Annotated in this window: 2 protein-coding genes; both read right to left on the bottom strand. The window is 52.1% G+C overall.

The window, feature by feature from the left end; translation table 11 throughout:
* Nucleotides 1-5: 5 nt before the first annotated feature.
* Nucleotides 6-7,694 (bottom strand): non-ribosomal peptide synthetase, encoded by a 7,689-nt coding sequence (locus ADU23_RS18535; RefSeq protein WP_053375084.1) that lies wholly within the window; start codon nucleotides 7,692-7,694, stop codon nucleotides 6-8.
* 50 nt (nucleotides 7,695-7,744) lie between these two features.
* Nucleotides 7,745-15,451: a non-ribosomal peptide synthetase gene (locus ADU23_RS18530; protein ID WP_063846051.1), complete on the bottom strand. Its 7,707-nt coding sequence runs from the start codon at nucleotides 15,449-15,451 to the stop codon at nucleotides 7,745-7,747.
* Nucleotides 15,452-15,537: the final 86 nt, after the last annotated feature.

The following is a 15,537-nucleotide window of genomic DNA, read 5'->3' as shown; positions in this document are numbered from 1 at the left end:
CCGAATCAGAATTGAAACTGTACGTCTTCTCCGAGTAAATTATCCATTTGTTCGGCTTCGATCAGCTCAATGTCGCCGATGCGTTTATTTGGATCACTCGCCACAGTCTCCAGCACCTTAATGAAATGCTGCGCCAGCCGATTAACCGTATCCCGCTTGAACAACGAAGTTGCATATTCGAAAGAGAATCTAAAGCCTTCCTCTTCATCGACCGCCGACAGCGTCAAATCGTACTTCGCAATCGAGCTGCCATGCTCATACGGCACAAATCGCAAGCCTGAGATCTCTGCTGCCTCGCCCGCAATATTTTGCAGGCTGAACACCGTATCAAACAGCGGATTGCGGCTTAAGTCGCGCTGCTTGCCAAGCTTCGCTATGAGCTGCTCAAGCGGAAAGTCCTGATGCTCGAAGGCTTCGAGCGTGAGCGTTTTTACTTGAAGCACAAACTCTGCAAAGGTCAAATCCGCTTCGTGAATATTCCGCAGCGCCAGCGTATTAACGAACATGCCCATCACTTGCTCAAGCTCGGCAAGCGGCCTGCCGGCAGCCGGCGCCCCGATAACGATGTCACTCTGGCCCGAATACTTGGAGAGGAGCACATGATAAGCTGCAAGCAGCACCATAAATACGGTTGAGCCCGTATCTTCAGTTAGAAGCAGCAGCTTGTTCTTTAATCCAGGCGGCATGCCAAACGTGATCGAATCGCCTGAAAAATCCCGTTTCTCCGGCCTCTGGAAATCGGTCGGGAGCGATAATTGAGGGATGCCGCCCGCAAATTGCGCCTCCCAAAATGCTTCCATGCGTTCATACGCCGAGGAAGCAAACAGCTTATTCTGCCAAGCAGCAAAATCTTTGTATTGCAGCGTTAGAGGCGGCAGCTCCCGTCCTGCATAAAGCTCGGCAAACTCGCCGACCAGGATAGCCATCGAGACACCGTCCGAAATAATATGATGCATATCAAACAGGAGCAGATGCCTATTGTGCTCAACCATGACGAGCAAGACACGAAGCAGAGGCGCCTGCTCCAAATCGAAAGGCTGGACAAAACCGTTCAGTACGCCTCCAAGCTCCGCCTCGCTCGCTTGGCGGTAAGAAATCTCGAATGCAGCCTCATCATGAATGATCTGCACCGGCTCTCCCCCAATCGCGTGAAACGTCGTCCGGAAAGCCTCATGACGCTGAATGATGCTGCGGAAAGTGTCCTGTAATAGGTCAGGGTTCAGTTCGCCCTCAATGAACATAGCGCCAGGCATATTATAGCCCGTGCCTTCGCTATCGAACTGATGCATGATGTACATCCGCCGCTGCGCCGAGGATACTTCGTAATGGGAGCTCTTCGGCAGCGGAATAATCGCTGTCGCCTCAACCCGCTCCTTGCGATCGATCACCGATGCCAATGCACCGATTGTCGCGTTCTCAAACAGGGAGCTTAATTGCAGCTTTACGCCGAAGGCTTGAAAAACCTTGGAGACTAAACTCATCGCTTTCAGTGAATGGCCGCCAAGCTTGAAGAAATCGTCATGGATGCCGATACGCTCTGCACCGAGCAACTCAGACCATAGGCTGGCGAGCTTCACTTCCGTCTTCGTTCGAGGCATGACATACTTCGAGTCGTCGTCCTCAAACAAGGTTGACGCAATCTCCTGCAGCGCTGCGCGATCGATTTTTCCGTTGGCAGTGAGCGGCATAATCGCTACCGGGATGAGGCGCGTCGGCAGCATAAAGCCCGGCAGCCTCGCTGCCAAATGCTCATGCACCTCTGAAGTTTCAAGTCCGCTTGGAGCCGTATAAAACGCGCACAGATAAGCATCCCCCCGCTCGTCATGAAGAGCGAGCGTCACCGCTTCCTCCAAACGATCCATTTGAAGCATAGCCGCTTCAATTTCGCCAAGCTCAATGCGGTAGCCGCGTATTTTCACCTGATGATCGATTCGGCCCAAATATTCAATGCTGCCATCAGGCAGCCATCGTGCCAAATCTCCGGTTCGGTACATCCTCTCTCCTTGCAGGAAAGGATTTGAAACAAATTTCGCTTCAGTCAGCTCCTGCCGGTTAAGATATCCTCTTGCGAGGCCCGCGCCTCCGATGCATAATTCCCCCGGCACGCCGATCGGCTGCAGCTGGTTATCCGGGCTGACCATATATATTTGCGTATTCGCGATCGGTTTGCCGATCGATACGGACGAAGTAGATTCAAACAGCTTCTCATCTATTTCGGAGGCGGTCGCGCATATCGTCGTTTCCGTTGGGCCATATGCATTGACGTAGCTTACGCGGTCGAACCAGCGGCTGACCAGCTCCCTCGAAGCTGCAGACCCAGCGGTAATCAGGCGGCGTAAATAGGGCAGGCGCAAGGGATCCAAATGAACAGCGAACGTTGGCGGCAACGTGATGAGCGTAATTTTCTCCTCGCCCATAAAAGCTTCAAAGCTTGCATAATCGTTTAACGCTTCCTTCGGAACGATATGCAGGCTTGCCCCGGTTAGAAGCGCCATGCTTATTTCCCACACCGAGGCATCGAACGAGCTGCTCGCAAACTGTGCGATTCGATCCCCTTCGCCGATGCCGTATTGATTTTGAAAATAACGCTGCAAATTGACAAGGCCTCTATGCTCCAGCAAAGTTCCTTTGGGTTGCCCTGTTGTCCCGGACGTATAAATAACGTACGCCAAGCTGTCCAGCGAACATGGTTGATGCTCTCCCTCATCGCCAATGGCCAGAAGCGGTTCATCGGCAGATTGCCCATCGATCTCCTCTTTGACGAGCAGATTGCTCTCTTCTTCAACGGCTGCCCGAGCCTTCTCTTCGTCTTGCCGCCTGGTTATGAGCAGCTTAGCGCCGCTGTCCATGACCATGAACCGAATCCGTTCCGCGGGATAGTCGATATCGATTGGCAAATAAGCGCCGCCGGCTTTAATAATAGCGAGCATCGACACGACCAGCTCGGCGGATCGCTCTATCATGACGCCAACAATCGCTTCCGCTCCAATGCCTGATCGGCGAAGCTTCGCTGCCATTTTGTCCGCCTTCTCATTAAGCTCAGCATAGGACAATGCAGTGTCACCAAACTTCAGGGCAAGCGCATCCGGAATACGGCTCGCTTGCTGCTCGAATAGGGAGTGCACCGTACCGCCAGCCGGGATTTCAATCGCAGTCTCGTTAAAATCCTCCAGCAGCACGCGGCTGTCTTCCTCTGTCAGCATGTTTATTTCTGCTAGAGTCAGCTCAGGCTGGCGAACGACCGCTGTTAAAAATTGCGTATAACAGCTCAGAAACCGCTGCATCGTATCTTTGCCGAACAAGGCGGTGCTGAATTCAACGCCAAGCGTTAACCCAAGGCTTGACGGCTCAGCCATAAGGGTCAAATCAAATTTGGACCATTTATTTTCAAATTCGCAGGACGTTACGTTTAACCCATTCGGATCAGCTGCGGCCTCTGGTAGATTCTGTACCATAAACACGGCATCAAACAGCGGATTCCGGCTCAAATCTCGGGGCATATCCAGCTTCTCCAGCAGCGTTTCATACGGGTAATCCTGATGCTCGAACGCGAGCAGCGAAGTTTCCTTCACCTCTTGCAGCAATACACGGAACGTCTTGGCTCCTTCCGGCTTTGCACGCAGCGCCAACGTATTCACGAACATTCCGACAACTTGATTCATATCGTCATGCGTTCGTCCCGCAACCGGCGATCCGACGATAATATCCGATTGTCCGGTATATTTGTACAGCAGGCCGAAGTATGCAGCGAGCAGCAGCATGTAGAGCGTAACGCCTTCCTTCGCTGCATACTCGTCAAGCGAAGCGGCAAGCCCCGGTTCGAGGCGTTTCGATATATGCTCTCCTTCAAAGCTTCTAATGGCTGGCCGCGGGTAATCGGTCGGCAGATCGAGCAAGGGCAAATCGCCAGAAAATTGCTCAAGCCAATATGCTTCCTTCCTGCCGAAAACCTCTGTTCCGATGAGGCTATTTTGCCAGACGGCAATGTCCTTATATTGGATTCGCAGCTCAGGCAGCGCTTCTCCCTGGTATAGGGCTATGAATTCCTGAATAACGATGCCGAGTGAAACACCGTCTGCAATAATATGATGCAGGTCAAAAAGCAGCAAATGACGATCCGCAGCCAGCTTAGCCAGCTCTACACGAAATAATGGCGCGTTGCTCAGCTCAAAGGGACGGACAAATCGTTCCATCAGCATTTCCGGCTCGCGCCCCGCATCCGGCAGCTCGGAGACATCAATCCTATTCACATGAAAAAGGATGCTGTCATGCACGTGCTGCATCGGCTCGCCATCGGTTAGCCTAAAGGAAGTCCGCAGCGATTCATGCCGCTCCACCAGCTTCTGCATCGCCCCCTCGAAGCGAGCGTAATCGATCTCTCCCTCAAGCAGGAAAATGCCCGGAATGTTATAGCCCGTATGAGCGCCGCCCAATTGGCTAAGTACAAACATTCTTTTTTGCGCGGACGACACCGGGTACTTCTCCTGCTTCTTCGCCTGCGGAACGGCTGATGGGTAATCGGCAGCTGCTGGTTTTTTATCGTCCGCAAGATATGTCTCCAGCGCTTCAATGGTTGGTCGCTCGAACAACAATTTAAGCGGAACGTCGACTCCGCATTGCTTGCTGATGCTGGACACAAGCGTCATTGCTTTGAGGGAATGGCCCCCTAATGCGAAGAAGCTCTCACGTATGCCAACATCGGCAGCTCCCAGCACCTCCGCCCATATCGCAGCCAGCTTTCGCTGCAGCTCTGTTGTCGGAGCCACATAGGCAGCGCCTCTTTTCATGCCTCCTTCCGGCATGGGCAGTGATCGGCGATCGGTCTTCCCGTTGGCTGTAATGGGCAGCTTCTCCAGTTGCATGAAGAAAGACGGCACCATATAATCAGGCAGCGCTTCAAGCACATACTCTCTCAGCGCCGTTGTCGACAACGTTTCAGATGCTGCAAAATACGCGCATAGATATTTGCTTTTTTGATCATCTTCATAGGCGATTGCCGCCGCTTCCGCAATAGCTGGATGATTAAGCAGCCGCGATTCAATCTCGCCAAGCTCGATGCGGTGACCGCGAATTTTTACTTGATGGTCAATGCGGCCCAGCAATTCGATGTCACCGTTTGGCAGCCAGCTCGCAAGATCTCCCGTTCGATACAAACGTTCTCCGCTGCGGTAGGGGCTTTGCAAAAATTTCTCCGCTGTAAGCTCAGCGTTTCCGATATAACCGCGCCCCACATTGTCTCCGGCGATATACAGTTCGCCGGGTATGCCGACGGGTTGAAGCTGCATGCCGTTATTTAAAATATAGATGCCCGTATTTTGGATCGGCCTTCCGATCGTCGGCAATTCGGCTATCGCATCCCGTGCCCCTAGCGACAACGTCGTAACGACATGTGTTTCCGATGGACCGTAATGGTTATGGAGGATAACCCCGCGATCTTGCAAGTAGGCTCGAAGCCCGTCTGAGACGACAAGCTGCTCGCCTGCGGTTATGATATGCTTTACGCAAGGCGGGAACAAGGCGACGTAATCCACGTCATTAAATATAAATTTGAGAAAAGGCACCGGCAAAAACAAGACCGGTATCGATTGCTCGCTGATCCAAGCCGCAAGCTTCTCTACGCTGCGCTTCGTATCATTATCGATTAGACAAAGCGTGCCTCCTGCCAGAAGGGTCGAAAAGATTTCCTGATAGCAGACGTCGAAGCTAATTGTCGTATATTGCAGCACCTTCGTATGATAAGGAACCGTTGTTTTCGTTCCTGTATAAGAAAGCAGGTTAACCATATTTTTATGCTCCAGCATGACGCCTTTGGGCTGACCCGTCGTGCCGGACGTATAGATGATGTAAAATAAATCGTTCGCGCTTGATGTTGGCGGCAAATTGCCCGGCGGCAATTCAGCATACAGCTCATCCTGCAGCAGCTGCAGCTTGATTCTACTTTGAACAAAGGCTGCTGCCTTGCTTGCCATATCGGGCGCGATCAGCAGCATCTCCGCTCCGCTATTCTCCAGCATGTATGCAGCTCGCTCTGCCGGAAGATCCGGATCAATCGGCACGAATGCGCCGCCAGCCTTTAATATGGCAAGCACGCCCGTTACATAGGCAATCGAACGATCCGCCATGATGCCCACCGGTTTGTCGGGGCCGACCCCCTGCTGCCTCAAGCTGCTCGCGATCCGGTTCGCTGCTGCGTTAAGCTCGCGGTAGGTGATTTGCTCGGAGCCGAACACGATCGCCGCCGCATCCGCCGTACGGGCAGCCTGCTCTTCAAACAAACGATGAATCGTGTACTCCGATGGGTAATCGCATGTCTCGCCTTGGAACGATTCGAGCAGCTGCTGCTCCTCGTTGGCAACGATTCGCATGCTGCGAACAGGCATGTCCTTATTGGCCACAGCTTGCTCAGCCAAAGTGATGAGATGGCCTTCAATAGCCTGAAGCTGCTTCGGATCATATACAGCAGCATTATAATTAAGCTTCACGGTCAGGTCTTCGCTCGGAAGCACCATAATATTCAGATCATAGCTCGTCTGCTCGTACATGCTTACGTCGCCAACATCAAAGCCGAGCGTATCCTCTGAGCCGCTCCCTGATACTTCCTCTTCAATCGGATAATTTTCAAACACGATAATATGCTGAATAAGATTGTTTTTTAGTTCCGTCCTATTTTGAATATCGTACAGCGGCATGTAGTCATAGCTTTCTGATTCAATCGCATCCCGTTGTACGATGGCAGCAAGCTCGGCAAACGTCTCATCTCCCAAACGCCGTACGCGAACAGGAATCGTGTTTATAAACAGTCCGACCATCGTTTCAATACCGGGCAGCTCCGATGGACGGCCGGATACGACGGAGCCAAACACAACATCATCCAGATGGTTGTACCGTTGAAGCAGCACGCCCCATAAAGTTTGGAACAAGCTGTTCAACGTTATCTGACAGCTGCTTGCCAGCTCCTGAAGCTTATGGGAGAGTGCCAAGCCAAAGCTGAAGCGTATTTCGGCTTGCTCATAGCGGGTCGTTTGAATGGCTGGCTGATTTTTCCGTTTCGGAAGCGATACTCCCTGCTCATAACCGCCAAGCAGCTCCTGCCAGTAGGCTAACGCTTTTTCCTTGTCCTGTTTTTCCAGCCATTTGATATATTCGCTATACGGCTGGGTAGGCGCAAGTGCAGGAATCTCCTTGCGTTTTAAACATCCGTACACGCTGAACCATTCATTGATAATAATTCCAAGGCACCAGCCGTCCATCAAAATATGATGATGGCTCCAAATCATTTCGTATTCGCCCGCGGCAAGCCGGAACACGATCATTCGCATCGGGATATCATGAGACAAGTCAAAGCCAGCCTCACGATCGTTCCTCCTTGCTGACTCCAAGCTAGCCTCCTGAGCTTCCTTCGTTAATCCCGACAAATCCTCAATCTGAATGGTTAGCGAGCGCTCCTTCAGCACGACTTGAACCGGCCGCTTAACCTTGTCATACAAAAAAGTGGTCCGAAACACATCGTAACGCGCAATGATCCGGTTCATGCTCTCCTCGAACAAGGCAATATCCAGCTCTCCGCGAATACGGACGGTCATTTGCTCAAAATAAGAGGCATCCCGGCTCATCATGGTATGAAACAGCATGCCTTCCTGCATCGGAGACAAATAGTAAATATCCTTTACTTGCTCTTTCTTAAAAGTGGACATTTCGCACCTCTCTGATAACCATATTCGCTCGTTTTCTCATTTGAGCTTTCTCATTTCAGCTTTTCTTCCAGCAGCTCAAAAATGTCTTCCAAGTCGTCTACCGACATCCCCTTCGAGCTAATATCGCTTGGCGTCAGCTCGGCATCCTCTTGCAGGGTACAATGAACGGTTACGCGGCTTAGCTGCGCACGATAACCAGCCATAAAGCGGTTCATCGTCTCCTCCGAAAATTCTAGGCTGTTGTAGTGGCATTTCATCGATAGCCGGCCATCCTCAACAATGCCGCCGAAGCTCCATGCGAAGCTGTTTTCCGCTTTTGCGCTGACAGGGGACCCATTATCATAATCCGACATCCTGAATATGTCGTTTGTCACATCGCCATCAATCTGGCCCAAATAGTTAAAACAAATTTCCGGCTCAAGATTGAAGCGCAGCGCTGGCTTCAATGGCTCAGGGGTCAAATATTTCAATAGGTCATAGCCGATGCCTTTGCTTGGAACAGCTCGCAGCTGCTCCTTGGTCAGCTTGATCTGGCGTGCTAAATCACCCGCTGCGCGCATATCCAGCACAACCGGATATTGCGATGTGAACCAGCCCACCGTGCGCGAAATGTCCAGCGCTTCGGCGATAGGCTCACGCCCGTGTGACTCTAAGTTGATGCCTACCTGCTCTATGCCCGACCATTCCTTAACCGCAAGGCCTAAAGCTGTCATCAGCAAATCGTTGATTTCCGTGTTATACGCACGTCCCGCCCGTTTCAGCAAATGATCCGTTTGCTGCTCATCCAGCTCGAACGAAGCCGTCCGCAGCACCGAGAAATCACCTCGTCCCGCGTATTGATCGCGAGGAAGCGGAATGATTCCTCTCTCCTCCAGCTCTCTCCAGTAGTCTGCTTCCCTAAGCAAAAGCGGACTTTCCGCATACTTGTGAAGCTGCTCCGACCAATAGAGGAAGGAGTCGGATTTGAGCGGGAGCCGAATCGCTTCCCCGCTCCGCGCCTGACTGTACGCTTGCTCCAGATCCTCGAACAAAATGCGCCAGGATACGCCGTCGATAACCAGATGATGGGCGATCAGCAGCAAATGGTCGCCGTTTGTAGTCCGGTAGTGAGCGGTGAGGAACAATGGACCCTCCGATAGATTAATAGAGCTTTGAAGCTTCTCGGCATGTCGTGCAAGCGCCTCGCGATCATCGGTCTCGTCGGTTAAATCAACGTACTCGTAAGCAAACGTATTTTCTTCTTGCCCTAAATTGAAGGCCGTAATAGAGCCTTCCTCATTTGGACGGAATACGAAGCGAAGGGCATCATGGTGCCGCATGATCGCATCCATTGCGGACCTTATCGCTTTTTCTTCAAATCGTTCCGGCGTGTACAGCATGACCGATTGATTCCAATGATGGGCATCGGTAAACCGCTGCCGGAAAAACCACTGCTGAATAGCCGTTAGCGCGGCCTCACCCGAGACAGGGCCTTGATCGATGCTTCGGGTAGCAGCCTTTAGCCGCGGAGCAAGCTCTTGAATAGTGGGATACTGGAATAAATCTTTTATTTCCAGCTTAAGGCCGGACGCCCCGAGCCTAGCAGCTACTTGAATGGCTTTAATAGAGTCGCCGCCAAGGGCAAAGAAATTTTCCGACAGTCCGATCAAATGACCGCCAAGCACGCTTCGCCAAATGTCCGCAAGCAGCTGCTCCCGAATCGACTCAGGAGCCATATAGCTGCTGCCAAGCGCGATGCTCATATCCGGCTCAGGAAGCGCCGGCCTGTCTATTTTGCCATTTGAGGTCAGCGGGATTTTGTCCAGCTGGACAAAGTAGGCGGGTATCATATAATCGGGCAGCCATTCCTTAGCAAACTCGCGCAGCTCGGTAACGGTCAGCTGCTCCTCGGCAACGATATAGGCGCACAGCGCTTTACTTCCGTTCCCTTGGTCACGCGCGGTGACGGTCGTTTCTTTTACCTTCTTATGCTTGAGAAGCACAGTCTCGATTTCACCTAGCTCGATCCGGTGGCCGCGAATTTTCACCTGATGGTCGATCCGCCCGAGATACTCCATCTCTCCGTTTGCCATTCTGCGAACCAGATCGCCGGTCCTGTACAGCCTCTCGTCAGGCTTATAAGGATTCGGCACGAAACGTTCCTCCGTGAGCTCCTCCCGGTTCAAGTACCCTCTAGCCACGCCTTCCCCGCCGACATAAAGCTCGCCGTTAACGCCAATCGGAACCAGCCGCTGCCTGGCATCGAAAATATAGCAGGTAAGCGTTGGAATCGGCACCCCGATATTGCTTACATTGGTAGCAATCTCGTGATCGGTTATTTCTTTATAAGTAACATGCACTGTCGTTTCCGTGATGCCATACATATTGATCAGCTTTGTGCCCGGGTACAGCTCGCGGTAAGGACGGAGCATGACCGGGTTCAAAGCCTCTCCGCCAAAAATCACATACCGAATGGCTAAACCCTGCTCCTGCCTGCGCAATTCTTCTTGAATCAACGCATAAAAAGCAGTCGGCGTCTGGTTCAGCACCGTAACCTTCTCTTGTCTCAGCAGCTCGGCGAACGCCTGCGGATTTTGCGCCGTAGAGCGCGGCACGACGACAACTTGCCCGCCATGCAGCAAAGCGCCATACATTTCCCATACCGAGAAATCAAAGCAATAAGAGTGAAACATCGTCCATACGTCATGCTCATTAAAATCAAAGGCTAGCCGATCGTTCGTTATGAGCCTTACGACATTCCGATGCGTAATCATAACGCCCTTCGGCTGGCCGGTAGTGCCTGACGTGTAGATGATATAGGCTAAGTCCTGCGGTTCATTAACCGAAACAAGGCCGCTGTCATCACCTGTGAATAATACACGTTCATGGAGATCAAATACCTTCCCCACGCCGTTATTAGCCAGATGGAGACAGGAGGTTTGTGTCAGCAGCGCTTTCGGCTGGCTATCGCGGAGTATGTACTGGATTCGTTCCTCCGGGTATGCCGGATCAATCGGTACATATGCGCCACCCGACTTTAATACTGCGAGCATTGCCACGATCATATCCGTAGAGCGATCCATAAGGATCGCGACAAGGCTGTCGCGCCTTACCTCCGCTTCGTTGCGAAGACGCCTTGCGAGCATGTTCGCCCGGGCGTTCAGCTCATGATAGGTGTGCTGCCGCTCATCATCCGATGCGGCAATTCGCTCCCCATGACGGAAAACCTGCTGCTCAAATAAGGAAGCGATCGTAGCCGTATGCGGATAACTCGCGGTTGTATCGTTAAATTCGTTAAGCAGCCGCTCCTTTTCGCCGCCGTTTAACACATCCAGGTCGGCTAACCTTTTCTCTGGATGTGCTGCGATTCCGCGCAGCAGCTCTATGTAATGATCTCCTAACCGTTTCGCAGTATCCGGGCGATACAAGGCCGCTGCATATTCGATGCTGAAATGAAGCGACTCATCCTGCTCTATCGCGCCAAAGGTCAAGTCAAACTTGGCAATATTATTGGATTGCGGATAGGATGTCAGCCTTAAGCCTTCAAGCTGCAAATCGGCTGAGTCCATATTTTGCATAAGAAACATCGTATCGAACAGAGGATGGCGGCTCATGCTGCGCGGAATGCCCAGCTTTTGCAGCAGCTGCTCAAGGGGATAATCCTGATGCTCGAACGCCTTAACGCAATGCTGCTTAACCTCGGCAAGATATTGCTCGAAAGCAAGCTCCTGCTTCGGCCTCGTTCGAAGCGCAAGCGTGCCTACGAACAACCCTGTCATAGCCCGCAGCTCATCATGAGCCCGGCCGGCTGTCGGCGTTCCGACAACAAAATCCTCCTGACCGGTATATTTGCCGAGCAGCGCGTTATAAGCTGCGAACAGCACCATAAACAGCGTTGCGCCTTGAGCCGACGCTAATTTGCGAAGCGCTGCCGTCAACTGCTCATCAGCTGCGAATTCATATCGCTTGCCGGCAAAATCACGCACAAGCGGGCGTGGGAAATCGGCAGGGAAATCAAACGCGGGCACCTCTTCCGAGAATTGTTCCACCCAGAAAGTTTCCTGCTTCTTCATACGTTCCGCATATCCATCTCCCTGCTGCCACACGGCATAATCCTTATACTGAATGTCTAGCTGCGGCAGCTGTTCACCGCGATACAAGGCCGCTAGATCATGTATGAATTGTCCAATCGTAATGCCGTCGGCAACAATATGATGCACATCCAGCAAGAGCAGATGACGCGTCTCCTCCAAACGGATAAGGCCAGCTCGCATTAGCGGGGCGGTCAATAAGTCAAACGGACGAACAAACCCGCTCATCCTTATTTCAGCCTGCTCCGCGTTAGTCGCTTCAAATAATTCAAGCTCAAGGGAAGCCGCTTCATGTATGCGCTGAACGGGCTCATCCTCCTGCCATTCGAACGAGGTCCGCAGCGGCTCATGCCGCTCGATCAGTTTTTGCAAGGCATCTGCAAGCCTCGCCTTGTCAAGTCGACCCTCCATGAGCAAAGCATCGGGCATATTGTAAGCCGTCCCGACGTTCTCGAATTGATTGATGACAAACATTCTTCGCTGCGCCGAGGTTAACGGGTACACTTCCCTTGGCTCTGCTTGCGCTATCGCGACAAACGAGCCTTCCGCTTCGATTTCTCCTTCTATGAAACAGGCAATGCCGCGGATCGTCGGATGCTCGAACAGCGCTTTTAACGGAATATCGGTTTGCAGCTCCTTCTGAACCCTCGCTGCTAACAGCATCGCTTTGAGCGAATGCCCTCCCAGCTGAAAAAAATCTTCCGTCACGCCGATTTTCTCCACCTGCAAAATTTGCTCCCAAATCGGCTGAAGCTGCGCCTCAAGCAGTGTTTCGGGTGCTGTATATGCCCGGCCTCCTAAGCTCGCTTCCGGAAGCGGCAGCGCCTTGCGGTCCAGCTTCCCATTTGGCGTATAAGGCAAACGCTCTAGCCTCATGACATATGCCGGATTCATGTAAGAAGGCAGCTCCGTTCCGAGTGCTTTTCTTAATGATGCTTCCTCCCACTCCGCTCCTTCTTCTACCGATACATATGCACACAGCTGCTTTGATCCGGCGCCATCCTGTACAGCAAGCACTGCAGCATCCTTAATCGCAGGCTGCTTGCGAAGCACCGCTTCGATCTCGCCTAATTCGATTCGATAGCCGCGAATCTTCACCTGATGATCGATCCGCTCTACAAATTCGATCTGGCCATCCTCTGACCACCGGGCTAGATCGCCTGTAAGGTAAAGCAATCCAGCGCCTTCAGCGAAAGGATTCGGCACAAAATGCTGCTGCATCAGCTCTGGCTGATTCAAATATCCCCGGGCAATTCCTTCGCCAGAAATGCAGAGCTCGCCAGCCGCGCCGACTGGCTGAAGCTGCCTATCCGAACCAAGTATCCATACCTGCGTATTGGCAATCGGTGTGCCTATCGTAATTCGTCTTCCGTCCTCGGCATGACGCAAGCAAGTCGTGATAACGCTGTTTTCTGTCGGCCCGTATTCATTAATGAGCTCAAGGTTTCGGCTTATGCTTCTTGCACGGTTAACGACATCCTCCGTTACTTTCTCGCCGCCGAGAGTTACCGCTTTGAGAGACATAGCTTCCTCGCGATCGATGACATCCAGAATGGCTAGGAACATCGCAGGCACTGCGCTAAAATGCGTAATTCGGTTCGTTGCAATCAGCCTCTTAAGCGCGGACGGGTCCTTAGCCTCCGCGGCCTTCGCTAACAAAACGGACGAGCCTGCAAGGAGCGGTGTGAAAAATGTGCTGACGAAAGCATCGAACGCAAATGACAAGAAGACTAGCGTTCGGTCCTCAGGACTGAAAAGGTACGCTGCTTTGCGCCAAAGCAGCGTATTCGCAATGCTGCGATGCTCAATCATGACCCCTTTAGGCTTGCCCGTCGTGCCTGATGTGTAAATGATATAGGCGAGATCATTCGGCTGTACCTGAATAGCCAGATTGGAGGAATCCTCCGCATAGCCGCTTATATCGCTAATATCAATAACCTTATCTCCGTAGCTTTCCGCAAGCTGCGCGAAGTGGGGATCAGATAGCACGCAGCAGGCTTTGCTGTCCTCGAGCATGTAGCGGATACGATCCGCTGGAAGCGCGGGATCGATCGGCAAATATGCCGCACCCGCTTTGAGCACAGCGAGCAGCGCAACCGCCAGATCGGGAGTAGGCTCCGTCATAACCGCCACGATGCGTCCAGCGGCGCCATGCTCTAACAACGTCCGCGCCAGCCGGTTAGCCTCCGTGTTTAATTCCCGGTAAGTCAGCTCAACGCCGGCTCCAATCACAGCGATATGCTCCGGCGTATGACGCACCTGCTTCTCGAACAAGGCATGAACGAGCTTCGGCTCCTCAAAGTGCCGTTTTGTCGCATTAAACGCTGCCGTCAATTTCCGCTTCTCATCTGCTGTTACAACGACAAGGTCACTCAGCGCTATAGCGGGGTTATTTAAAATTTGATTAATGATGCCGCGCAGATGTCCTTCCACTCGCTGAATGAAGGCACAATCGAACCTATTCTTGTTATAGCTAAATTTGATAGACAGCTCGTCAGCAGGAGCTACAACGACGTTCAAATCGTAATTGGTTTGTTCAAACACGCGGTCGACCTGTGTTTGAAAGCCAATGATGTCCTCAGCCTGCTCGCCATCCACATCCTTGCCGAGCGGATAATTTTCAAAAATTAAAATATGATCGAGCAGCGCCTGCTTCAGTTCAGACTGGTTTTGCACCTCGTAAAGCGGCAAATAGCTGTGGGCCTCCATTTCAACCGCATCGGCTTGTATGTTCGTTAACAGCTGTGCGAAAGTAAGACCATCCGTACGGCGAACGCGCACCGGCACCGTATTGATGAACAATCCGACCATCTGCTCGATTCCAGGTACGTCCGAAGGCCGCCCTGACACGACTGAGCCAAAAACGACGTCATTCGTCCGATTGTATTTGCTGAGCAGCACAGCCCAAATGGCTTGAAACACGCTGTTCAATGTTGCTCCGCAGCCACCAGCCATTCGAGTCAGGAGCAGCGTTGAAGCTGCGTCAATCGCAAACTCATGCTGGCCCTGCTCAAATGGTTCTGATGGACCGCTAAGCGGGCGATGCGGCAATGACGTTTGCCCTTCAAAGCCTGCAAGCGTGTTTTTCCAATAAATAAGCGATTCTTCTTTGCTTCTATTTTCCAGCCACTTTATGTAATCGCCGTATGGGTAGACGATACCCGGCGGAATCGCGCCGCCTGTACGTTTTGCGGCATACATTTGAAGCAGCCGCTGAATGACGACGCCAAAGCCCCAGCCATCCATCAAAATATGATGATGGCTCCACATTAAACGATAGGTATGCTCAGCTGTCTGAAACAAAGCGACTCGAAGCAGCACATCCTTCGAAAGTTGAAAACCGCGTAATCGGTTTGCCTCGTTATAACACTCGATATACTTATTTTGTTCAGCCGCCGTCAAATGGCGGAGATCCTCGTCATGCAGCTTCGTGCTGCGCTCATGAAGGACAACCTGCCTTGGCCGCGGCAAATTTTGATGGACAAACACGGTACGCAAGATGTCGAATTCGATTATGATGCCGTTTAAACACTGCTCGAACAGCTCGGGGTCCACGCTTCCGGTTAAAGTTGCTTCCATTAACGTAAAATACGCGCTGGACTCGCTGTTCATAATGGAGTGAAACAACATCCCCTCCTGCATCGGAGTAAGGGGATAAACCTTCTGAATCGCATTTGCTTTACTCATTATTCACCTCGCGTGAAGTTTGCTTATTCGCCTTTTCCATCCTCTTGCTTCGGGAAACAGCCATCCGTCCTCCGGCAAACCGATTG

The sequence above is a fragment of the Paenibacillus sp. FJAT-27812 genome (assembly GCF_001273905.1).
Lineage (GTDB): Bacteria > Bacillota > Bacilli > Paenibacillales > Paenibacillaceae > Pristimantibacillus.
Note: the sequence above shows the minus strand (reverse complement) of the source record. Positions and strands in the feature narration are given on the sequence as shown.